The sequence below is a fragment of the Nostoc sp. genome, from assembly GCF_036917375.1.
Taxonomy (GTDB): domain Bacteria; phylum Cyanobacteriota; class Cyanobacteriia; order Cyanobacteriales; family Nostocaceae; genus Nostoc.
In genome coordinates, this window is the sequence record NZ_JBALDN010000059.1 from 57,109 (window position 1) to 81,054 (window position 23,946).

Here is a 23,946-nt window from a genome sequence, read left to right on the forward strand (position 1 = left end):
GTTAACAGTACGTAGAGTCTGCCAACTAAACCTCATGAATGCTGCAAATTAAATATTTGACTAATTCAACGGTTAAAGCAAAGGTAAAAGTCAATATTTCGCATTTATCTGCCTTGCGATCGCCAACCTAAAGATTGTAAGTTAGTTACACACATAAAAATCCCCACGCATTTATTTTCTACTGATAACGAATATTTAATTTGTCTTAAGCGCTATTTTAAAAACATAAAAAACCTTAATTAGTTACAAATTTCAAATATGTCAAATAACAAAGACTTTTCATCCGAAAAAAGCTCTTCCGTTAAAAATGTATTGATTATAGGTGCAACCGGGTATATTGGCGGAGCGCTGTGCCGAAAGTTTTCTCAGACACAAGATTTTGCCGTATTGGCACTTGTGCGTCCGAGTAGTGATATTGAGGGTATAAAGCCTTTTTGCAAGGAAATAATCTGCTCTCAAGAGGTAGAGATTTCCAGCAATGATGTTGCACAAGCAATTCGCAAGCATGATATTAGAACAGTAATTAATGTAGCGTGGCACATGCCTCCAGAATCAACCCAAGAAGCTCAATTCGCTTTAGACCGTATAGCATTAGAAGCCGCTTTATACGGTACTAGTGCAGTTTCGCCAGATATTCATGTAATTACAACCAGTGGGAATTTCTCTTTGATTACCGCTAATGGAGGACGAATAACAGAAGTACCTCCGCCAAAAGGATATACACGGCCCGAATATTTAGTATGTTTTGACTTACTATCGGGTGCAAATGTGTTGAAAGATGTGCTAGTAGAAGAATATATCAGTAATGGAGGTAACGCCTCGATTGTCTATCCTTCATCAGTGTATGGTTCAGCACCAACTCGTGGCAGTTTCTGGGATTTTGCAATTCAGCAGTTCATTACAGGGAAACCACACCAAGGCTATCAGCCATTTCCACCAGATTTTATGACGGCGTGGATTCATGTTGAAGATTTAGCAGACTGCTACATTGCGGTAGCGCGATTTGGCTCCAAAGGAGGACACTACCTTGCTGCGCCTGAAAATTTTAGTATTAGCCAGGTGTCAAAAATGTTTGCCCAAGCTGCTCAAATAGAATTTATTCCCCCAGTCTTTGAAAATAAAGACAAAGTTATATTTGATGATTCTCATACTAGAGAAGTACTTCAACTGCAATGGAAGTATAAAGTGGCTGATGAGATGAAAGGTTGGGTAGAAAGAATAAAAGAGTTAGGAACTTATTTTTTAGAGTAAATAAATTGTATAATCTGGCTTGCGAGTCAACCCTACTTTGCTCCTCAATGTAAGAATTGAAGGCGGTTGAACCATGCTAGAAATTCCTGAATATAAAATTTGGGCAAAAATCCATGAAAGTGCTAATTCACAAGTATATCGGGGAATACGGGAACGGGATCGTTTGCCTTTAATCTTCAAGATTTTGAAGAAAGACTACCCCACGCCAGAGGAAATCACGCGCTATAAGCTGGAATACGAAATTACCCGCAGCTTATCATTGGAAGGTGTTATCCAGGCTTACGACTTGCAGCAATATCAAAGCACTTTTGCGATTGTTCTGGAGGACTTTGGAGGCGAATCCTTAACAAAAATTATCGCGGCAAGAAGGTTTTCCTTAATCGAGTTTCTGAAGTTAGCTGTTCGGATTGCTGAGATTTTAAGTGAAATTCATAGTGCAAATATTATTCATAAGGATATTAATCCATCGAATATTGTTTTAAATTTAGAAACACAACAACTTAAAATTATTGACTTTGGAATTTCAACTGCCCGATCGCGGGAAACATTAACTCTCAAAAATCCAACCGTATTAGAGGGAACATTAGCTTACATCTCTCCAGAACAAACAGGCAGAATGAACCGTTCTCTGGACTACCGAACTGATTTTTATTCATTAGGTGCGACCTTTTATCAACTTTTGACCCATCGGCTGCCCTTTGAATCTAATGATGCCCTGGAGTTGATTCATTACCATCTGGCTTTGGAACCTGTTCCACCCCATGTTATCGATCCAGAAATTCCAGCGATTGTTTCCGAAATTATCCTGAAACTTTTAGCTAAAACAGCAGAGGATCGATATCAAAGTGCCTGGGGAATTAAAACTGATTTAGAACAGTGTCTAATTCAGCTAGAAAATACGGGACGAATTGAGCCTTTTTTGTTAGCGCAACAGGATATTTCTGATAAGTTTTATATCCCGGAAAAACTTTATGGTAGAGAAAAGGAAGTTGAGACACTATTAGCAGCGATCGCCAGAGTAGCAGGTAAAAAGGACAAACTGTCTGCTTCTCAAGTTGAACTGATGCTGATAGCAGGATACTCCGGTATTGGCAAGTCAGTATTGGTGCAGGAAATTTATAAACCGATTACGCAACAACGGGGATACTTTATTTCAGGCAAATTCGATCAGTATCAGCGCAATATTCCTTACTTTGCGATCGCTCAAGCCTTTGAATCACTCATCAAACAATTACTGACTGAAGAGGATGTACAACTGTGTCAGTGGCGAGACAACCTCTTAACTGCCCTCGGCTCAAACAGTCGCGTCATTACCAAAGTAATTCCCACATTGGAATTAATTGTCGGCAATCAAGCAGACGTACCTGTTCTACCGCCAACAGAAGCCCAAAATCGCTTTAACCAAGTCTTCCAAAATTTCATTCGCGTTTTTACCCAGCCAGAACATCCACTCGTCATCTTTTTAGACGATCTCCAGTGGGCAGATAATGCCTCGCTGAAGCTGATTCAACTGCTAGCTACCTCCACCGAGAAACAATCGTTATTGTTAATGGGGGCATACCGGAATAACGAGGTAAATGCAGCTCATCCTTTGATGCAGATGATGGAGGAAATTCGCCAAGCTGGAGGAGTAGTGAACCAACTTTCTCTGGCAGCATTAAGTTTACCTGATATCAATCGGCTGATTGCCGATACATTGCACTGCCAACCAGAGAATTCCCTGCCCTTAGCGGAACTGGTGCAACAAAAAACTGGTGGCAATCCCTTTTTCATCAATGAATTTTTGAAATCTCTCTACACTGAAGGGCTAGTAGAATTCGATCGCCAAACAAAGAAATGGCAATGGTCGATAGAACTAATTCAAAATCGCGGAATTACCGACAACATTGTGGAGTTGATGGCAGGCAAGATTCAGAAACTCAATGAAAAGACACAGCAAGTGTTGCAGCTATCTGCCTGTATTGGTAACTTTTTTGATTTGGAAACCCTGGCATTTGCGGCTGAACTATCCCAACAGGAAGCCGCGCAAGCTTTGGGAATGGCGATCGCTCAAGGGTTGATTTTGCCCATGAGCAATGCTCACAAATCCGTTGTCTTGGATGTGCCCCTTCCCGATCGCCCCCCAATAAAATACAAATTTGCTCACGATCGCATTCAGCAGGCAGCCTATTCTCTGATTCCAGAAGTTAAGCAAAGAATTATCCACTTGCAACTTGGAAAATGCTTGCTACAAAATACTTCAGCCGAGCAACGAGAACAAAAGATATTTGATATCACTAATCAACTCAACTTGGGCAAAGCACTGATTCAACAGCAGTCAGAGCGGGATGAATTAGTAGAGTTAAATTACTTGGCAGGTAAGAAAGCCAGCGCCTCCGCTGCCTATAATTCAGCCCTACGGTATTTTGAAACTGGTTTGGCTTTATTGGCAGAAGATTGCTGGCAAAGGCAGTATGACCTTACCCTAAAGCTCTACATCAATGCGGCGGAAGCAGAATATTTGAATATTCATTTTGAGCAGGCAAATATCCTAGCACAGATTGCTTTAAGCAACACTGCAAACTTACTCGATCGCATCAGAGTATACGAATTACAAATGCAAATTTGCATGGCACAGCTCGAACTGGTGAAAGCGATCGAGATTGGTTTACAAGTTTTGGAACAACTCGGTATTTCTCTAGTGGTTCTAGAAGCAGAAGAGAGCTTGTTAATCGAGTTGCCTAGCCTCGCTGGCTTATCAGCCATGCCTGTGATGACCGATCCCTACAAGCTTTGTGCTATGCAGATTTTGAAACTTCTGTGTAGCCCTGTGTTTATGGCGAAGCCAGAAATTTTTCCCCAGATTATCATCACCACGATCGGTCTTTGTATTGAGTACGGCAATTCACCATTATCAGCATTTGGCTTTGGCTTTTATGGCTTGCTGCTGTCTGGAACAGGTAGGGTTGATGAGGGATATCATGCTGGAAAAATTGCTTTAGAGTTACTCGAAATGTTTAACGCCAGAGAACTCACAGCGAAAGTTTATAACTTATTCAATTCCAATATTAGAAGCTGGAAAGAACACGCCAGAAATAGTATTGCTCCTCTTCAAGAAGCAGTACAGATTGGGTTAGAGACTGGAGATATTGAATGGGGTGGTTATGCTGCCGCAAACCTCTGTAGCTATCTGTTTTTCTGTGAAGATAATCTTGCATATACTGTGCAAAAACAGGCAATTTATATCGACCTCTGTATCAAAATTCAACAAGAGAATCCAACCCACTTCATTCAAATATGGAGACAGCTAGGGTTGAATTTTTGCGGATTAGCTCAAGATAAATATCGATTGATTGGCGAAAGCTTTAATGAAACTAATATACTGCCGCGTTTAATTGCAGCAAAAACTGGCACTGTTCTGTACATTTTCTATGTTGCCAAGACCATTCTGCTCTATCACTTCGGTGAGTATGACCAAGCATTAAAACAGGCACACTTGGCACAGCAGCAAGCAGGTGCAGCCTTTGGGTTTATGCAGGTGGCAGTTCTCAACTTTTACCATTCCCTGGCGCTTTTGGCGGATTATTCGGAAGTTCAGCCTACTTACCAACAAACTTATCTACAACAGGTTGAAGCAAATCAGAAACAGATGCAGTTTTGGGCACACCACGCCCCAATGAACTATCTGCACAAGTGGCACTTGGTAGAAGCAGAACGGTATCGGGTGTTTGGTCAGGTAATGGAAGCAATGGATGCCTACGATCGCGCCATTACCCTAGCCAGAGAAAATGAATACCTCCAAGAAGAGGCGCTGGCAAACGAACTAGCAGCAAAGTTTTATCTGGTAAATCACCGGATGACAATCGCCAAAGCCTATCTGCAAGAGGCAAGGTACGGCTACCTGCGCTGGGGAGCAACTGCTAAAGTTCAGGATTTGGAGAAGCAGTATTCCCAACTGCTAGAACTGCGATCGCAAAGAACTGGAACAGGTAAAGTTAACACTACAGAATCGGCTGCAACTAAGTTAGAAATACTGGATTTAGAAACGGTGTTGAAAGCCTCCCAAGCGATCGCCAGTGAAATTTTATTAGATAAACTCCTGGCAAAACTGATGACCATCCTAATTGAGAATGCTGGGGCGCAAACGGGTTATTTAATTTTGCCAACACAAGATGAATGGCGGGTTGAGGCGATGGGGTCGATTGGCAATGAAACAGTAGCCGTTTTGCAATCCATTCCCCTGGAATCGAGATCGGCAGACAGCACTCCTTACTTGCCGACTGGACTGATTAATTACGTGATTCGCACCCAAGAAAGCATCGTCCTTGATAATGCTGCTCAATTCGGCAACTTTCAATCTGAACCCTGGATTGTTCAGCACCAATCGAAATCAATTCTTTGTGCTACTCTTTTGAACCAGGGAAAACTAACTGGAATTGTCCTTTTAGAAAATAATCTCACCACCAGCGCCTTTACCCCAGAGCGAATTGAAATCTTCAGTCTACTTTCTACTCAAGCAGCTATTTCCATTGACAACGCCCGTTTGTTGAAGCAGCAGGCAGAACTGAATGAATTCTTACGCGCTGAAATTACCGAACGCCAACGAGCAGAGAAAGACCGCGATCGCCTAATTACCATCCTGGAAGCCTCTACTGACTATATTGGCATGGCTGACCCCCAAGGCAATATTCTCTGGAATAATGCTCAGTTTCGGAAACTGCTCGGTGTTTCCCTGGATGCAGACCTCTCAAACTTCAGCATCCCTAACTACCATCCCCAGTGGGCACTAGAGATTGTTCAAAACCAAGGCATTCCGGCAGCGATTCGGGATGGCACTTGGGTTGGTGAAACCGCTTTGTTGGCCAGTGATGACAGAGAAATTCCGGTTTCCCAAATGATCATTGCTCACAAAGCATCAGATGGCAGCCTAGAATATCTTTCTAGCGTCACGCGGGATATCAGCGCCCTCAAAGCAGCGGAGGCAGAAGTCCGCCAACTCAATGCGGAATTGGAAGAACGAGTCATGCAGCGAACTGCCGAATTGCAAGCTGCTAACAAAGCGTTGGAGGCTTTTTCCTACTCCGTTTCCCATGATTTACGGGCACCGCTGCGGGCGATCGTTGGCTTTGCGAGAATGATGCAAGAAGACTACGGTGAGCAACTCGATGCGGAAGCCAATCGTTACCTAAACATTGTCCGGGATAATGCCAAACGCATGGGTGAGTTGATTGACGATTTGTTGAACCTATCCCGCCTAGATCGTAAAGAAATGTCTCGGCAACCCGTCTTGCCAAATGAGATAATTCAAAAGGTTTTGAGTGATTTAGCCTCAGATTTGAAGGGTCGTCAGATTGAATTTGCGATCGCTGATTTACCTATATGTCAGGCTGACCCTTCACTGCTCAAACAAGTTTGGATAAATCTGTTATCGAATGCGATTAAATACACCCGCTACAAATCCCTGGCTTACATTCAAGTGGGCTATGAGGTTATGGATGGGGAAGGAGTGTATTTCATTAGAGATAATGGAGCAGGATTTGATATGCAGTATGCCGATAATCTGTTTGGGGTATTCCAACGTTTGCACCGCGAACAAGATTTTGCAGGTACAGGGATCGGACTAGCGATCGTGCAGCGCATTATTCAACGCCACGGTGGGCGCATCTGGGCAGAAGCAGCGAGCGATCGAGGCGCAACCTTTTATTTCACCCTTGAAGGGTAAATATAACCCATGAGTGACCAACCCATCGATCGGCCTAATGACCCATCTTTAGAGCAACCAATTTCCATTGTGTTAGTTGAAGATAATTCTACTGATGCCGAGCTAACTATCCGAGCATTGCGTCGCGGTAGAATTGGCAACAATATTCAACTACTTCAAGATGGAGCCGAAGCTCTAGATTTTCTCTTTTGTCGGGGAGAGTACGCCCACCGTAACATAATGAATCAACCCAAAGTTATTTTGCTAGATTTGAAACTGCCAAGGATAAGTGGATTAGAAGTTTTACGGCAACTCAAATCCGATCCACGCACACAAATGATTCCGGTTGTGGTGCTGACCTCTTCTGCTGAAAACCGGGATATGATCGAGAGTTACCAGCTTGGGGTGAATAGCTACATCGTCAAACCTGTCGATTTTGAAGAATTTAACCAAGCAGTCCAACAGCTTGGTTTTTATTGGATCTTGTTTAATCAATTACCAGTTTTGTAAAAGGGATTGGAGATTGGGAACTCCGTTCATCCACCTTTGAACTCCGTTCATCCACCTCTGAACTCCGTTCATCCACCTTTGAACTGGATGAATCCACCTCTGAACTCCGTTCATCCACCTCTGAACTGGATGAATCCACCTCTGAACTCCGTTCATCCACCTTTGAACTGGATGAATCCACCTTTGAACTCCGTTTATCCACCTCTGAACTGGATGAATCCACCTTTGAACTCCGTTCATCCACCTCTGAACTGGATGAATCCACCTCGGAACTCCGTTCATTATGCCCAATACCCTACTGTTGTAAGCTAAACTCTTTTAGTACTGCTACCAATTTTTCAATATGCGCTACTTCATGAGTTGCCATCACGGATATTCTGATTCGACTTGTGGGCACTGTGGGGGGACGAATTGCTGGGGCAAAAATGCCAGCATCTCTTAGCTGTTTTCCAGCTTTAAGTGCATCTGTAGCATTAGGCAATTGAAAACATAATATAGGTGATTCAGAAGGCAGCAATTTCAGGTTAGGTAACTGTTGCAGCAAAGTTTTCAAGTAATGTATATTCCCCCACAATTGGGCACGGTGTTGCGGTTCTTGTTGCACTATCTTGATTGCTGCTAAGGCCGCAGCTGTATCAGCAGGCGAAAGCCCAGTGGTATAAATCCAACTGGGTGCGCGGTTCCGCAAAAAATCAATTAGGGCACTACTTCCTGCTACATACCCGCCTAAACTACCTAAAGCTTTACTCAAAGTGCCAATTTGAATTAATTGCTTTCCCGTACAGCCGAAATATTCGACACATCCAGCGCCAGTTTTTCCTAGTACCCCAGTGGCATGAGCTTCATCGACTAGCAGCATACAGTTAAATTCATCAGCAAGATCCAACAGTGCAGGCAACGGACACAAATCGCCATCCATGCTGAAGACGGTATCAGTAAGAATCAAACAGCGTCGGTAGTTTTGTCGCTGTTGACTCAACTGAGTTTTCAATACTGCGAGATCACAGTGTGGATATTCTACAACTGCTGCACCGCTAAGAATCGCTCCATTTTTCAGACTGGAATGATTGTACTGGTCAGAAAATATTAGATCGCGTTTGCCAACAAGGGCGGTAATTGCACCCAAATTTGCTAGATACCCGGAACTAAATACCAAGGCATCTTCTGTTTGTTTGGTAGATGCGATCGCCTCTTCTAACTCCCTGTGTAATTCTCGATGCCCACTGAGTAATCTCGAACCAGTACTACCAGTCCCAAATTCCGCGATCGCAGCCGTTGCAGCTGCCATCAACCGCTCATCTCCAGCCAAACCCAAATAGTCATTGCTGGCAAAATTAATTACCTCTTGCCCAGCTAAAACCACCGTTGCACCCGGACGACCATCGATCGGTTGTACTGAGCGATACCAGTCCGCCCGATGAATTGTTGCTAAGGACTGTTCTAGCCAGGCATAAGGGTCGGTCATTGGGGCAGGGGGCAGGGGGGCAGGGGGGCAGGGGAGCAGGGGAGCAGGGTGGCAGGGGGGCAGAGGGGCAGAGGAGAATAAGAAATAACTAATGACTAAGGACTAATAACAAATGACTAAGGACTAATGACAATTAAACTTGTTCGCTACTGAGATGAGCGATCGCTTGTTTAATCCAATCTTCAACATAAGCATCTTTGGGTAGTCCGATGTCTTCGCTGACCACGTGGAGGGCGTGACTGACCTCGTGGGCAGTATATCCCAAGGCGAAGAGGGTCATTTGCACTTCTTCGAGAATTCCCGGTGCTGGCCCGCCTGTGGCGACGAAGAACCCGGCTGATTTGCGCCACTCGACTAATTTGCTTTTCAGTTCCAAACAGATGCGTTCAGCGATTTTTTTACCAACACCGGGAGCCTGAATGAGGATTTGTGTATTGCCGGCGATAATTGCTTGGACTAAATCTGGTAGTTCCAGAGTGTCTAAGAGGGCGATCGCTAAGGCTGCACCAATCCCTGTGACAGTCAGCAAGTGGCGAAATAAATCGCGTTCGGCTGGGGAAGCAAAGCCATAGAGAAAGGGCACTTCTTCCCGAATTTGCAAATGGGTAAAAATTTGCGTTACTCCTCCCGAATCTGGTAACTGATTGGCTAGCCGTTGGGGAACTTGCAAATCATACCCCAAGCCATTCACTTCCAGAGTCAAAATCACGCGATTAGCGCCAATTGTTTGGATACCAGCGACTATACCTTTTAAATAACTAATCATTACAAGAGACCAAAATAATGTAAGCCTTCAATAATTCCACCTGCACAAAAACCTTTTGCCAGGTAGCGGTAGTCTGCGGGATACTCATTGTGCCATTGGAGTAACTCTTTTCGGGCATTCCCCACAATGATTCCCCGTTCGTTGCCTACAGCAAATAAAGCAATATCATTACCTGAATCACCACAGACAACTGTTTGTTCTGCTGCAAATTTCCACTTCTGGCGTAAAAACTGCATTGCCTGACCTTTATCGCTGCTATGGGGTACAATGTCAAGGTCAATCCCGCTACTGTAGATTAACTTTACATTTAATTTAGATTTCTGCAACTCTGCTTCAAGTTGTGGTAGAACATTCGCAGATACTTCTTGTTCTAGAAAACAACTCACTTTGAAGGGACGCTGTTCGGAATCTGGTTGCCGAACTAACTCAGGATATTTTTTGGTAATAGATAATACAGTTTCCCGTTCCCATCCCGGAGAGAGGATTTCTGACCAACCTGAGTCTGGAGTATCAGTACCATCAAGGTAAATTTCTGTACCCACGGAAAGAACAAGGGCATCTGGTTGCAAAAGATTTTTTTGAGCTTGGAGTTCTTTGTAAAGTACAGGCGATCGCCCCGTAGAATAAACGATTTTAGTGCCGTATTCTTGGCGATGTTGACTCAGCAGTTGATTTAGTTCTGGTAAAGCGCTGTCATCGCCCACAGTCCGGTATACGAGGGTGTCATCTAAGTCGGTTACAAACAGAAATGGTTTCATGATTAGAACTCTTGCAAAATTTCGTTATTCTACCGCGTGAAGAGACTTTTGCAAGAGATTTCTTTGTTAAAAACAAAGTATTGTATCAGACACTAAATTCAAAGATCAACGCTTAACTGAACTGTATTCTATGTAAAGCTCAGGATATGTATAACAACACTACATCACCACACTTAGCTGCTTCTTGAAAGAACTCTACCACGTAGATATAGTAATCGGTTATGTACTCTAGTGCTTCCTTCCCTTCTTGCCATATATGTGGATAAACATCTGCTTTCAAAAGTACTGAAGGATCGAAGCGGGCTTCCAGATCAATCTTGGAAATCTCGCTTAATTCTTTCGCTACTTCTTGTACTTCTTGAGGTGAGAGGAAGCGGGCTGGGCCAAAATCAAAATCTGGGTTTTCTGGATCGCCTAGTGGAGTACCGCCCATAACAACATTTGTTAAGGGTGAATCGTTTGGGAGTGCCGATCCAGTAAGTAAAAAATGGAGACCATGCCATGCCTTGTCAATATTGAGATAGCGCCCATCTGATTCAGATACCTCGTCCACCTCGTCACCAGGGAATAAAAAAGTAACAATAGACTCTGGATTATTTTGTAATTCAGTAAGTCGATTGGGTGGGATACGTCTATAGTGTCCTATCATTCCCATATTAATTATTACAAGATTAGGCTAGTGTTTATTATATCCTTGCGATTTCTGAGTTCAGTGGCTCATTCACATCGAGTAAACTAACTCACCCCCTTCACGGCACTACGATACAATCAATTCAACCACATCTACTGCCTGCGCTCGTGGTCAACACCTCTTCACAACATTCGACTCCAACTGATTCTCCCTCCGACATTCCGCCTCTTGAGAGTGGCGATCGCCTCATTCGTCCAGAGTTTGAGCGTCGCTATAATGCCATGCCCAACCTTAAAAAAGCCGAATTGATTGAAGGATTCGTTTACGTGGGATCGCCTTTGCGTTAGATAAGTATTTAAAACCTTTTAAAAACGCAAAATTGTATTTCGTGCCATTCGTCTAAAGTCTTATTCGTTAAATTAAGAATAAATCATCTCAAAGCTAGGTGAGCAGATTTTTTGGCTGCGTTAGTCTCAAGACTAGCAGTAAAGGTGCTTTTGTTGACTACGCTGCTATGCTAGTGAAATTGTTACATTAATGCTTGAACACAATATTATTGTCGTTGGAACATCAGCCGGTGGAGTTGAGGCGCTGACTTATCTAGTCAAGCATTTGCCGCCCGATCTCAATGCTGCTGTAATTATAGTTCTTCATGTATCCAGTCACGGCACAAGTGTTCTGCCAAAAATATTAAGTCGCGCTAGTAACTTGCCAGTGTCTCACGCTCAGGACGGCGAAGCTATTGTTCGTGGTTGGATTTATGTTGCTTTGCCTAACTACCACTTACTGGTAGAACGAGGATATTTGCGTTTGACGCGGGGGGCAAAAGAAAACCGTTGTCGTCCCGCGATCGATCCATTGTTTCGCAGTGCAGCACGAGCCTATGGGCAACGAGTGATTGCTGTGCTACTAACAGGTGTGCTTGACGACGGCACGGCGGGACTAATGGCTGTAAAAATGCGGCGCGGCGTGGCAATTGTCCAAAATCCCGACGATGCTTTGTATGCTGCTATGCCACGTAATGCGATCGAGAATGTAGAGGATATTGACCATATCTTGCCACTTTCAGATATTCCTTCTACTTTGGTAGCTTTAGTTAATACGCCAATGGAAGTAGAACCAGAAAACCCGGTACCTAGCAAGATAAAGTTTGAAACTGAAATAGCGCAATTGAATTTGGAAGCAGTAGAAAACGAAGGCGAACGACCTGGTAAACCATCAACCTTTGGCTGTCCTGACTGCGGCGGTATCCTCTGGGAAATCGAAGAGGGAAATTTATTGCGCTTCCGGTGCCGCACGGGTCATGCTTATTCAGCAGAAACTTTGCTGGCCACGCAGTCTGATAAGGTGGAGGATGCACTATGGATCGCTTTGAGGGCATTAGAAGAGAAAGCTTCTTTATCACATCGTCTGGCTGCAAGGATGGAGGCTCGCAATCAAACCGTGGCGGCACAAAGATTCAAAGAGGAGGCGCACTCTGCCTGGGAGCGCTCCGCCATTATTCGAGAAGTACTTTTGAAAGTCGATCCAAACACAGGCGTTGATTGAAGGTTAAACCGAATCATTTTGAGGAATGGGATTAGTTTAGTTCATTGCGTGCAAGTGCCACCACAGCTTGAACTAACTCTTCTGGATCGAGGGGCTTGGTAACGTGCAGTTGATAGCCACTGCTTATCACTAGTTGGGAATCCTCAACTCTGGCATAAGCAGTCAAAGCGATCGCGGGAATCTTTCCCCCTTTTTCGGGAGTTAAAGCGCGAATCTGTTGAATCAGAGAATAGCCATCGACTTCGGGCATCCCAATATCACTGACTAAGACATCGGGTTGGAAGGACTCTAGGTTTGCCAATACTTCTGTCGCAGAGGCAACAGTTAAGACTTTTGCTCCATATTCAGTAAGCAATACTGTTAATAGCTCACGGGCATCGGGGTCATCATCAACTGTGAGGACTTTAATCCCCGTGAGTTCGAATGCTGGTTGTGGCAACTGATCTGTTTGCTTGATTGCCGGTTCCACATTCAACAGTGGCAACTGGACTGTAAAGGTAGCTCCCAACCCTTCACCTGGACTATCAGCCGCGATCGTGCCGCCGTGCGCCTCAACTAACTGCCGGACGATCGCTAACCCCAATCCCAACCCGCCATACTTGCGAGTAATTGAGACATCTTCTTGACGGAATGACTCAAAAATATACGGGAGAAAATCTGGGTTAATGCCTTTACCAGTGTCACTGACGATAATCTGTACCCAATCGTCAACTCGCTCTAGTCGGGTTTCTACCCGTCCGCCTTTGGGGGTAAACTTGATCGCGTTGGAAAGTAAATTCCAAACGATCTGTTGAAGGCGGTTGGAATCTCCAGAGACTTGCCCAATATTCGGCAGTACTGAATGCAACACAATTGATTTGGAAAGGGCTGCGGTATTTACTGTGTCGAGCGCAGATTCAATTACAAAGGCCAAATTCACAGGAGCCGCATCGATGCTGAGTTTGCCCCGCAGAATCTTGGCTACATCTAGCAAGTCATCAATCAGTTGAGTTTGCAGTTTAGCGTTGCGTTCGATGGTGGCTAAAGCTTCAGCCGTTTTCTTTTCACTAAATTTGCGGGTTTGCAGCAGTTTTGTCCAGCCGAGAATCGGGTTGAGAGGCGATCGCAATTCATGGGAGAGAATGGCCAGAAACTCATCTTTGATCCGATTAGCGCGTTCGGCTTCGGCTCTGGCTGCTTGTTCTAGTTGAAATAAGCGATCGCGTTCGATTTCAGCTTGTTTGCGAGCGGTGATATCCTGGACGTTGCCTACCATCCGTATTGCATTGCCCGCAGCATCATAGAAAACTTGACCTCTAGCCGCTAACCAGCGAATACCATCAGGATGTATAATGCGGAAATTATCTTCATAGTGTTCTTGCTGTTGGTGGATAGTGTGAGTCACCGCTTCATTGGCTGAGGTGCGATCGTCTGGGTGCAGGCAGCTTAACCACAGTTCATAGGTGATTTCCTTTGTGCTTGGGTCAAGCCCAAACAGATTAATGTACTCTTCAGATACATGAGCTCTGTTGCGGATAATGTCCCAGTCCCATAATCCCGATTGCGTAGCTTTGTACGCCAATTTCAACCGGGCTTCGCTCTCCTGCAACAGGAGTTCTATCTTTTTGCGATCGGTGATGTCTCGTGAAATCAGTAAGATTCGTTCCAGCTGCCCAGAGCCATCCAAGATCGGGCTAACGACCACTTCCCACCATTTCGGAGTGCCTTTTGCAGTTGGGCAGTATCCGCGAAAAATGCTGACTTTGCCTGTTTTAGTGGCAGCAAGTGCCTCCTGTGCCTGTTGCTGAGAACTGCCTTCCCAAAAACAGAGCCATTCAGTATTCAGATAGGAATTTAAGTCATCAATTTCCATCAAACACAGTCCACCTGTGTTCATGTACAGCAGCCGCCCGTCGAGGCTTAATACCTTGATGCAATCAGAACTGCTGTCTAAAATGCGGTTTTTAAATTCTTCACTCTGGCGCAGGGCTTCTTCGGTTTGTTGGCGAGTGGTGATATCTCGCCAAGTGGCAACAAATCCATCTCCACATTTAGCCACGCGGATATCAAAGGCTCTGACTAAGCGTTGTTTTCCGTAATCATCCTCATAAACTAGGCTGTCTTTAATGAGCGGCTGTCCTGTTTCTACTACCTGGCAGTATTCATCAAACAATCCACTTTCACGATGCCCTGGTAGTAATTCACACAATCCCCGTCCAATCTGCTGCTCGTAAGTCATTTGATTGTTGAAACAAGCCGCATCATTGACATATTCAGTCACAAAATCGACAATCTGTCCCTGCTCATTCCGTACAGCACGGTATACCCCAAAGCAGTCCAGCATATTTTCAACTGAGGTGCGGAAGCGTTCTTCACCGTCTCGCAGGGCTTGCTCTACCTGTTTGCGATCGCTGATGTCTTCGGCAATCCCGGCAAACCGATAAATCTCTCCTGTTTCATCTCGCAGGGGAAAGCAGCGATCGTGAACCCAGCGAATATTCCCATTGGGTAAAATAATCCGATATTCCTCATCAAATTTCCCGGCGATAGCTTTTTCATGAAACGCTCTGTCTGTCGATTCTCGATCCTCTGGATGGATGCGATCGATCCATGCTTGTTGTCCTTGATACAATTCTTGCGGGTTCAATCCCCACAGTCGTTTATATGCAGGACTAACATAGCTGACTCGATTTTCCGACACTTCTTTGATCCAGAACACCGCATCAATATTTTCTGCAAGCTGCCGAAAACGTTCCTCACTTTCGCGCAGAGTTTCGGCTGACTGTTTGCGTTCGGTGATATCTAGATCGATACCAGCCATCTGAATTGGTTGCCCGTGTTGGTCGTATAGCACCTTACCCTGGCTTAGTGCCCAGCGAATTTTACCGTTGGGATATAGTACCCGAAATTCAATGTCATAGTCTTCTCCGGTGGCGACAGCAAGCTCAACAGATGCCAGGACGCGATCGCGATCTTTAGGGTGGACTCGCGCGGCAAACATCTCGAATGAACCGTCAAATTCTCCTGGTTCCAGTCCAAACAAGGCTTCCAGGTTATCCGACCAGGAAATTTTTCCCGTTTGGATATTCCAGTTCCATGTTCCCATCCGAGAAGCTGAAAGTGCCAATCGCAGCCATTCTTCGCTCTCCCGTAATTCTGCTTCTACTCGTCTGCGATCGGTCAGCTCATTCTGCGCCTGCTGATAGAGTTCCGCCTGCCGAATTGCAATGCCAACTTGAATCGCCAGTTCTTTGAGCAAGTCGATCTCTAAGGGTTGCCACCTTCGAGGAGTTGCACAGTTATGAGCAATTAGCAACCCCCAAAAGTGGTCATCGGAAATAATTGGCACCACCAGATTAGCTTTTACTTGAAACTGAGCCAACAATTCAACGTGGCAGGGATCGATACTGCTATCCTGAATGTCAAATATTGCCGTTACGTAACCCTGACGATAGCGTTGGATATAATTCTCAACAAAGGCGGGATCGTAGCTTATTCTTGGTCGATTCCATGCAAGGTAGTTCTCCGCGAGGCAGGGATCGTACATAGTGCAGGAGAGCAGCGATTGCCACTGTGCCCCAACTGATTCTGATATTACTGTGCCATTCCCGTCAGGTTTTAACTTAAAAACCAAGACCCGATCGGTGTGCAGAAATTCTCGCACTTCGGTTACGGTTGTTTGAAGAATTTCATCCAGATTTAGCGATTGGTGAATTTTTTGGGTAATATGCGAGACTACACGCTCTCGTTCAATCCGCTGTTGTAGTTGGGTGCGTAGCTGCACTGTTTCAATTGCCCCATTTACAGCTATTTGCAGCCCTTCTGGGGTAATTTGCTCTTTGACAAGATAATCTTGTGCGCCCGCTTTGATCGCCTTAACTGCAATCGCCTCATTGCCCTGCCCGGTGACAACAATCACGGGTAGGCAAGGCTGTTGGGTCGAGGGTTGCAATTGTGCCAGAAATTCCAGTCCGTCCATGTCGGGCAGTCGATAATCAAGCAACACTACATCGGGCTGATGTTGCTGCCAAAGTTCTAGCCCAAGTTGTCCCAGCGTTGCTTCTAGGATAGTGTAAGAAGATTCGCGATCGCGCAGCAAGTACCGCCGATAGAGTTCTCGATCTTCTGGGGAATCATCGACAATTAAGAGAGTGCGCTGTTGCTGAGACATTCTGAATTAATTAATCAAGTAGATGTTAACCCACATTTCGCAGGTTGGCATAGAAAATTGACATTTTTAAAGAAATGCTAAAACCCTCATGATGCCAGGATTTTAGCATATTTGATAGATTAAACCTCTTGGCATTTGTGCTTTTTGCAAGAGGGGGAAAAGGTTTTGGTTAAAGGGGAAGGGGACAATACAGAACTTTTTCCCCTTCCCCCTTCCCCTTTTCCCGACTTATGCAAGAAGTCTATTTATTGCTTCGCTTTTTACATCTGCTTTGCGTTAACTTATTGGATAATCTGAATGTATAATTTTATTCTTAACTTACTTATAAAATTTATATCACTTTTGCCAGAGAATAATCTATAAATATTCATTCAATAATACAAATTTTTTATGAAGATCGTAATAGCAATCTTGAATCATGTGAGACAGATAAAATCGCTGTAAAGCTTATAATTAGTGACTTTGAATCTTCTAATATTCTCGCGTTTCAATTCGGTTGCTATATCTGATTCATTAGGTACTTCCAAATAAAAAAATCTCCCAAAACTGACGAAAAAAATCCTCTCTATTTCTCCTCTCTCTGTGTTCTCTGTGTCTGGAGTGGTGGCCTGCGGCAAGCCGCTTCTCTACCTTCGCGCAGCGTGTCGCAGACAGACGCTTTGCGTAGCTTGCTTCTCCGTAGGAGTATGCGTCTACGTTTATTTGGATAATTTATTTCTTGGAAGTCCTTTAGTTATTATTGTCGGACTGCATCTATGTAAAAATCTTAAAACCCTCTTTCTCTCAGTTCCCTAAACTTTGCAGTCTGAATAATAAATTTTTTACTCGGCATAACATTAGATCAATTGCAGGACATATATAAACTGAATGCGATCGCCATTATCACAATTACAAATATAATCAATAAGTAATATATATAGGAATCCGGTTTGATTCCTGAATTTACTTGCGTGCGCAGGGAACAGGAAACAGGAAATAGGAAAGAAGGGATAGATCCGTACTGAGTCTTGTTCAAAAATCAAATAGGAGTCCTATATAAGATATAAGTATCTAGAAATAAATAAATTAAAGTTTGCAGTCAGGACTTTAACCCTAGTTTTGGGAGCTTCAATCCCCACTACAAACTGTTTATTTTATTATGGATGTTTTAGCAGATTTCATGTTAGCTCGAATTTATCCATTTTTTTTCGCAAGGCGATACTCTTGCGGAGTCGTTGCACGAACGCTTAAACTGCAACCTTTATGGGACAGTAGTTTTACTTTTTTAACTTCATCGATAATCTGTGATGTGGAAAAACTATTTGCTAAAAAGCTAGGGTTTTTGCCGGATACAGAAAACCGAGTTCTTAATCGTGGATAAAGTCGAGCTAAAATGGTATGCGAATACTCCTGGTCACGCAGTAAATACCGCAGATGGAGTTCTCAATCTTCTGGCAATCATCAACAATTAAGACAATGCGCGATCTCTAACTCATGAATAATCAGGCAATGTCGTCACTTCAAACCAATATTCCACAAGCATCTGAATATCTCGTTTCAGTTGAGCAAAATTGATTGGTTTAACGATGTAGCTGTTGACACCATATTGATAACATACTTCAATATCTTTGGGATTATTAGAGGTAGTAAACACCACCACCGGAATCATTTTCAAGTTGTCATCCTGTTTAATCCGGCGTAACACTTCTCGTCCATCGGTTCCGGGTAGGTTTAAGTCAAGCACAATCAAACCGGGCCGGAGCGCACTTTCGCGCTCCACATAGCTACCAGTGCGATAAAGAAACGCCAAGGCTTGTTCTCCATTCACACACCTCTGAATAGCGATCGCAATGGTAGAGCGCCCTAGAAATCTTTGCAGTGCCTCAAAGTCTTCATTGCTATCCTCGACAATTAAAAGTAGTGGCTTTTCCGGGATCGAGGAGGCTGAAATTTGGGTCATGTATTTGCCTCCGCGGACAGGGTAAAGTAAAAGGTACTACCTTCGGTGGGTGTAGATTCTACCCAAATTCTACCACCATGACGTTCCACAATTTTGCGAGCAATGGTTAACCCTACGCCAGTCCCACCGCCGAAGTCATCCCGTCCATGTAAGCGGCGGAAGATTTGAAAGATTTTGTCGAGATGTTCTTGGGGGATGCCAATACCGTTATCACGAACGTAGAAAGTTACAGAAGTAGAAACAACTTTGTTTTCCCCATTTCCCTCAATAAAACCTATTTCGACCCATTTCTTAGGTTTATCATTGTACTTAATAGCGTTGCTAATCAGGTTGCTGAACAGTTCATTAATCTGAGCGCGATCGCCTTGAACGCTCTTTAGGGGTTGAGGAATGCGAAACTCGATTTCGCTCTGCGGTCGGGAAATGGTCAAGGTGGCGATTACCTGGGGTACTAACTCATGCAGATTCACTGATTGTCGGATCAGTTCGGCGCGTCCCAACCGCGAGAAATGGAGGAGGGAATTGATCAGGTCTTCCATTCGCTGCGTCAGCCGCACCAAGGTTTGCAGTTTGGCAATTCCATCGTTATCTAGTACATCTGCATAGTCTTCCATTAAGAAGTTAGCGTAGTTGTGAATGCCCCGCAGCGGTTCTTTGAGGTCATGGGAAGCAACGTAGGCAAAAGAATCAAGTTCTTCGTTACTCCGTTGTAATTCAAAATTCATCGATGCCAATTTGTCTGCCTGCCGTAACACAACACCCACAATCAGGCTTCGCAGTTCAGTAACTACCTCAATTTCACAGGGTTTCCAGGGAAGGGCAGCTCCTTGCACCGTTTCTTGCCATAATTCAAAGGATTTGCGAGGAGACATTCTTAAACTGCCATCTGAGAAAACTTCCACAGGTTTGTTGGGGTTGCCGCCCCAATTCACCGTTTGAATTACCTCTGGACGAAACCAAAGAATATAATTGTGGTGAACTTTAGAAATTTCCAGAGCTAACACGCCACTAGCGATCGCTTTAAATGACTCAGCAGCAGGGTAATTTTTCGTAAGCGATCGCGTCTCAAACAAGTTATGATGCAGTTGAGGTTTAATCCAATCAAGTAAGGCGTTAACCTCTGACTCAGATGGCGTTTTACCCACTTGAATATACTGGTCGCCACTACATATCATCGCTCCCGTGGCGCTGACCAGATTGAGTAATTGAGATTTCATTTGCACTATGCCATCCAAGAAATACTCAGCCTGAGACAACCCTTCGACAAATTGAGTTTGTAATGACTTTAATTGACTTTTGTAATCAACATCTTCACTTGCTTCTTTATTTGCCAGTTCCACAGACATCACCTGTCCAATGAACTCGCAGATGGTGCGGATATTGTAAGAAATATATTTGGGTGACGAATGGTGACAGGCAATCAATCCCCAAAGCTTTTGCTCGTGCATCAGAGAAATAGACATAGAGGCGGTCACGCCCATATTTTCCAGGTACTCTAGATGTAATGGGGAAACACTCCGCAACACTGATAAACTGAGATCCAACGGTTGATTTGTTAAAGGATTGTTTGTTGGAATTAAGGTGGCAGGCTGGTAGCTAGCATTTGGAATTAGCCGCAGCCAGTTCAAGGTGTATAGGTGTCGGGCTTGCTTGGGAATGTCAGAGGGCGGATAGTGTAAATCCAAATAGGGCGTTTCCTGATTGGTATCTTCAGCGATGACACTGCCTGCTCCTTCGCGATCGAATCGATAGACCATGATGCGATCGAAGCCAGTGATTCGTCGAACTTCTGTCACCACAATCTGGCACATTGCTAGCAACGTTGGTGCTTTCTGAATGCGGCTAATGGTTCCTCTTACCTGTTGATAAAAGTCAAAAAAGCCTGTTTTATCCTTCGCTTTTTTCGGCTCTAATTCTAGAATAATAATATTATCTAAATGATGGACAATGCCATCAAAATGAATTGATTTATTTTGATGTTTGATAGACAAATTGAGGGGATTAACACTCTCAAAATCCTCTGCCAGACATTGTTGAATTAGTTTAATCTGCTTGACATCGAGTAAATCTGATATAGGCTTGCCCAGCAATTCATCAGGTTGACGGCCAACGACTTCCTGGCTGTTACTGCTCACCTGAAGGATTTCCAGCGTGGGATCTTGCAAAACCAGTAAAATCCCGTGAGGCTGGATCAAACTGGGAATGTGGATTGGTTCGCGATCGCAGTTTGTCAAATCAATGATCTCATCAGTCATTCTCTGTTTATCCAACTCCTCATTAGAACTTTGGCTTAAATAATTCGTAATTCGTAATTCGTAATTAAATTTTGTGACGGGGATTAGATTTAGACGCGATAAATCGCCGTCTCTACAAGTGTTTTGTTGCTGATTCTGAACTGTATTGCGTTATCTCTGAGATTTTGAGTCCTGCATTTTGCACCTCACTTAAAAAGCAAACCCCTGTATTCACAACTACTAGCCTAGACTCAAACTAGAGTCTCCGGCATCTACTCTTGGCTTAATGTTTCAATCAACAAATCTACTTGCTGTTGTCGCTGTTGCAAAAAACTTTCGCACTGACGTAAATACTCCACAGCAGTTGCAAATTGGTCAAACACAGCTTCCAATTCCAACTCACCCGCCTCAATGCGAGTAATAATTCCTTCTATCTCAGCAACCTTCGCCTCATAATTCCAACCTTCCTCAGAACTAGAAGCACTCTTACGTTTAACCATTAACCTCTCTGTGTCCTCTGCGTCTTGGCGGTTCGTTTACTTCCATAACCTTCACTTTAACGCCACCTTGCCCCAACTCAATCACTAAATCTTGCCCCACAGTCAACTCCGCCGCCGAACGAGCGATCGCCCCATCTTCCCTTCTCACCACCGCATAACCACGCTGTAACACCGCTTTCGGGTCAAGACTAGCCAACTTTTGCCGCAATAATTCTAAATGCTGCGTTGCTTGCTGCGATCGCCCCGTCGTAATTTGCACCAAATGCTGACGCTTCCAAGCAAGCTTTTCCACTTCCTGCTGCACTTGCCGATCTAACCGCAAACGTCGCAAACGGTTCCGTAATACTTGCAGTTTATTTTCAGCATTTTCCCTAAAGTCATGTACCGCCTCATGTAAAGCGACAACTCGCTGCCGATGCTCAGTATACAACTCTGAAAGCGCTGGTACAACCATTTCTGCTGCCGCAGTCGGTGTATGCACACATACATCTGCGACTAAATCTGCTAAAGATTCATCTCGTTGATGGCCGATTCCAGTAATTACAGGAATGGAACAACTAGCCAGCGATCGCACCACTCGTTCATCATTAAAGCAAGCCAACTCTTCCACCGCGCCACCACCCCGCGATAAAATTAGCACTTCGGCGCGACCATCTCTTTCCACGCGCTCAATTGCTTTGACGATAGATTCTGGTGCTTGCTCACCTTGTACGGTCGCGGGAGAAAACAAAACGTGTAAACCTGGATACCTTTGCTTGAGAGTCTTTTGAATATCGCCCCAAGCAGCAGCCGTTGGTGAAGTGACGACAGCGATCGTTTGGGGATGAGTGGGGAGCGCTCGCTTTCTTTGCGCGTCGAATAACCCTTCAGCCAGCAAGCGATTTTTGAGTTGTTGATAGCGTAACGCCTGTAAACCAACACCAGCAGGTAGAGTTTGCCAAACTGATAACTGATACTCTCCCCGTTGCGGATAGACGCGAATGCTGCCCAAAATGATTATCTGTTCGCCAGGAACAGGCATTTGGGCGAGTTTTGGCAATTGGCTATTCCATACTACACACTTAATTCCGGCGGTGCGATCGGGATCTTGCAGCGTGAAAAACAACCCACTGCGATGGTTGTTAGCGCTAGAAACTTCGCCAGTTACCCAAACTTGCCGTAATTGTTCATCTTGCTCTAACAGCAAGCGGATATAGTCAGTTAATCCAGAAACTGAAAGCGCTGTATCGAGAATCAGAGAGTCGGGAAGGTCGAGAGTCATCAAAGATGCCTGAAAGCATTTGTGCTGGAGAGATTCTAGCATTTTAATGAAAACCAAAGCTTAACCGACTAAACGCTTCAATCTTTTGTAGACATCATCATCATTGCGCTTACCGACTAAAATCACTTCTATTAAATCGCGATCGGGAAAATACCTGTAAATAATTTGATATTCACCACTATCAACTCGATATAAACCCTGATAGCCAGATAGCTGCTCGCTATCAGCAGGTAAAGGCTCAACATTCAAAGCTAAAACCTTTTTTGCAATCTGGGCTGCTATTTTAGGCTGTAAACCGTTCAGAAAATCAAGAACAGTTGCTAGACCATCAAGCTTCGCCATTAGCTAAATGCTTTAATGCAGATGTAAAAGCCTCTGTACCAATCATGTTGGACTGACTCAGAGCAACTTCAGCAGCTTGACCGAAAACCATATCCTCTAATTCTTCCAGCCGATTAATTAATTTTTGGTAGCTCTCGGCTGAAATAATCACATGGCTAGGCCGTGATTGCTTAGTTAGTAGAACTGGCTCAGTAGCAGCCTTATCAAAAACCTCACCGTGTTTGTTGCGGGCATCTGTGAGAGTGTAGGTCTGCATAAAAATTTTGACTATTTTAGACATTTTGACTATATCTTAGCAGATAAATCTTCTCATCTCAATTCTGGCTTCACAGAACTTGCCAGCTTGTTTATGTAAATAGAGTAGAGAAGAATTCAGCAATTAGCAGAACTTACTATTTTGTTACAATACCTTTGCCAAATTACGAGGGTTCAACGCCTGTAGAAACGGGATGAATACGTCCTTGCATAAGTAAGCTTGGCAAAAATCTGGTTTAATAAAATAGGCTCAGGGATTTCTGGAAGCATTTTCAATATTTCATAATTATGGTGGTCACAACTTAAATCTTTTTTACGTAGTTTCACTCCAACTACAACAGAAATGGTTGATAAACTAATCTCAGTTGCACTCGACTTAATAAATCCTCAACATTTAAGAAACTGGTTTGCTAGTTGCTGCTACTGTACCTCATAACAGCCGTAAATGCTGTAACTAAACTTTTTGATCAGTCTATACAGTTAGTGCCAGCATACTAGTACAGGACGGCGGAAATAAACCAAGTATTATTGTGAGAAACTAAGAAAGTAGAGTCAAAGCAGTTTATACCAATTTTATATGAAGCTGCATATAATAGAGAAAACAAACTTGATAAATTAAAATAACCATGAGCCGCCCTTTTAAGATTGAAATCGCA

At 44.0% G+C, this 23,946-nt stretch carries 16 protein-coding genes and 1 pseudogene; 6 read left to right on the plus strand and 11 right to left on the minus strand.

Features of this window, described 5'->3' with window-relative positions; translation table 11 throughout:
* Positions 1-258 precede the first annotated feature (258 nt).
* From V7K45_RS15970 to V7K45_RS15985, 4 genes are all read left to right on the plus strand, one after another.
* Positions 259-1,251 carry an NAD-dependent epimerase/dehydratase family protein gene (locus tag V7K45_RS15970; RefSeq protein WP_335005018.1) on the plus strand — a complete coding sequence of 331 codons (993 nt, stop codon included), beginning with the start codon at positions 259-261 and terminating at the stop codon, positions 1,249-1,251.
* 73 nt (positions 1,252-1,324) lie between these two features.
* Positions 1,325-6,952: an AAA family ATPase gene (locus V7K45_RS15975; RefSeq protein WP_335005020.1), complete on the plus strand. Its 5,628-nt coding sequence runs from the start codon at positions 1,325-1,327 to the stop codon at positions 6,950-6,952.
* Between the two features lie 9 nt (positions 6,953-6,961).
* Positions 6,962-7,441, plus strand: a complete 480-nt coding sequence (locus tag V7K45_RS15980) for a response regulator (RefSeq protein WP_335005022.1) — start codon at positions 6,962-6,964, stop codon at positions 7,439-7,441.
* A gap of 6 nt (positions 7,442-7,447) precedes the next feature.
* Positions 7,448-7,753, plus strand: a complete 306-nt coding sequence (locus V7K45_RS15985; protein WP_335005024.1) for a hypothetical protein — start codon at positions 7,448-7,450, stop codon at positions 7,751-7,753.
* Here the strand turns inward: V7K45_RS15985 and bioF are convergent.
* The 4 genes from bioF to V7K45_RS16005 all read right to left on the minus strand — a co-directional run bounded on the left by bioF (position 7,737) and on the right by V7K45_RS16005 (position 11,079).
* Positions 7,737-8,906: an 8-amino-7-oxononanoate synthase gene (bioF, locus tag V7K45_RS15990; RefSeq protein WP_335005026.1), complete on the minus strand. Its 1,170-nt coding sequence runs from the start codon at positions 8,904-8,906 to the stop codon at positions 7,737-7,739. The genes V7K45_RS15985 and bioF overlap by 17 nt on opposite strands.
* Before the next feature lie 133 nt (positions 8,907-9,039).
* Positions 9,040-9,672, minus strand: coding sequence for a Holliday junction branch migration protein RuvA (gene ruvA, locus V7K45_RS15995; RefSeq protein WP_334696851.1), 633 nt, complete (start codon positions 9,670-9,672; stop codon positions 9,040-9,042).
* A complete protein-coding gene (locus V7K45_RS16000) occupies positions 9,672-10,430 on the minus strand; it encodes a sucrose-phosphate phosphatase (protein ID WP_335005029.1) in 759 nt (252 codons plus the stop codon). The genes ruvA and V7K45_RS16000 overlap by 1 nt, the downstream gene beginning before the upstream one ends.
* Positions 10,431-10,569: 139 nt before the next feature.
* Complete coding sequence (locus V7K45_RS16005; RefSeq protein WP_335005031.1) at positions 10,570-11,079, minus strand: YfbM family protein; 510 nt, start codon at positions 11,077-11,079, stop codon at positions 10,570-10,572.
* Between the two features lie 149 nt (positions 11,080-11,228).
* On the opposite strand from V7K45_RS16005, the pseudogene V7K45_RS16010 reads away from it, so the two are divergent.
* Both V7K45_RS16010 and V7K45_RS16015 read left to right on the plus strand, forming a co-directional pair.
* Positions 11,229-11,405: pseudogene (locus tag V7K45_RS16010) on the plus strand (Uma2 family endonuclease); the annotation flags it as partial.
* A 193-nt stretch (positions 11,406-11,598) separates the two neighbouring features.
* Positions 11,599-12,609, plus strand: a complete 1,011-nt coding sequence (locus tag V7K45_RS16015) for a chemotaxis protein CheB (RefSeq protein WP_335005033.1) — start codon at positions 11,599-11,601, stop codon at positions 12,607-12,609.
* 31 nt (positions 12,610-12,640) lie between these two features.
* Here V7K45_RS16015 and V7K45_RS16020 read toward each other — a convergent pair whose 3' ends face one another.
* The 7 genes from V7K45_RS16020 to V7K45_RS16050 all read right to left on the minus strand — a co-directional run bounded on the left by V7K45_RS16020 (position 12,641) and on the right by V7K45_RS16050 (position 23,315).
* The gene (locus tag V7K45_RS16020) at positions 12,641-16,759 is read right to left on the minus strand and encodes a PAS domain-containing protein (RefSeq protein ID WP_335005036.1); all 4,119 of its coding nucleotides are present in this window, start codon (positions 16,757-16,759) and stop codon (positions 12,641-12,643) included.
* 1,471 nt (positions 16,760-18,230) lie between these two features.
* Positions 18,231-18,698, minus strand: a complete 468-nt coding sequence (locus V7K45_RS16025) for a response regulator (RefSeq protein ID WP_335005038.1) — start codon at positions 18,696-18,698, stop codon at positions 18,231-18,233.
* On the minus strand, positions 18,695-20,953 hold the full coding sequence (locus V7K45_RS16030) for an ATP-binding protein (protein WP_335005040.1): 2,259 nt from the start codon (positions 20,951-20,953) through the stop codon (positions 18,695-18,697). Before V7K45_RS16030 ends, V7K45_RS16025 begins: the two co-directional genes overlap by 4 nt.
* A 251-nt stretch (positions 20,954-21,204) precedes the next feature.
* Complete coding sequence (gene xseB, locus V7K45_RS16035; protein ID WP_335005042.1) at positions 21,205-21,432, minus strand: exodeoxyribonuclease VII small subunit; 228 nt, start codon at positions 21,430-21,432, stop codon at positions 21,205-21,207.
* Positions 21,425-22,693, minus strand: coding sequence for an exodeoxyribonuclease VII large subunit (gene xseA / locus V7K45_RS16040; protein ID WP_335005044.1), 1,269 nt, complete (start codon positions 22,691-22,693; stop codon positions 21,425-21,427). Before xseA ends, xseB begins: the two co-directional genes overlap by 8 nt.
* Positions 22,694-22,753: 60 nt before the next feature.
* On the minus strand, positions 22,754-23,035 hold the full coding sequence (locus tag V7K45_RS16045; protein WP_335005046.1) for a type II toxin-antitoxin system RelE family toxin: 282 nt from the start codon (positions 23,033-23,035) through the stop codon (positions 22,754-22,756).
* Positions 23,022-23,315, minus strand: coding sequence for a type II toxin-antitoxin system Phd/YefM family antitoxin (locus V7K45_RS16050; RefSeq protein ID WP_335005048.1), 294 nt, complete (start codon positions 23,313-23,315; stop codon positions 23,022-23,024). The genes V7K45_RS16045 and V7K45_RS16050 overlap by 14 nt, the downstream gene beginning before the upstream one ends.
* Between the last annotated feature and the right edge of the window lie 631 nt (positions 23,316-23,946).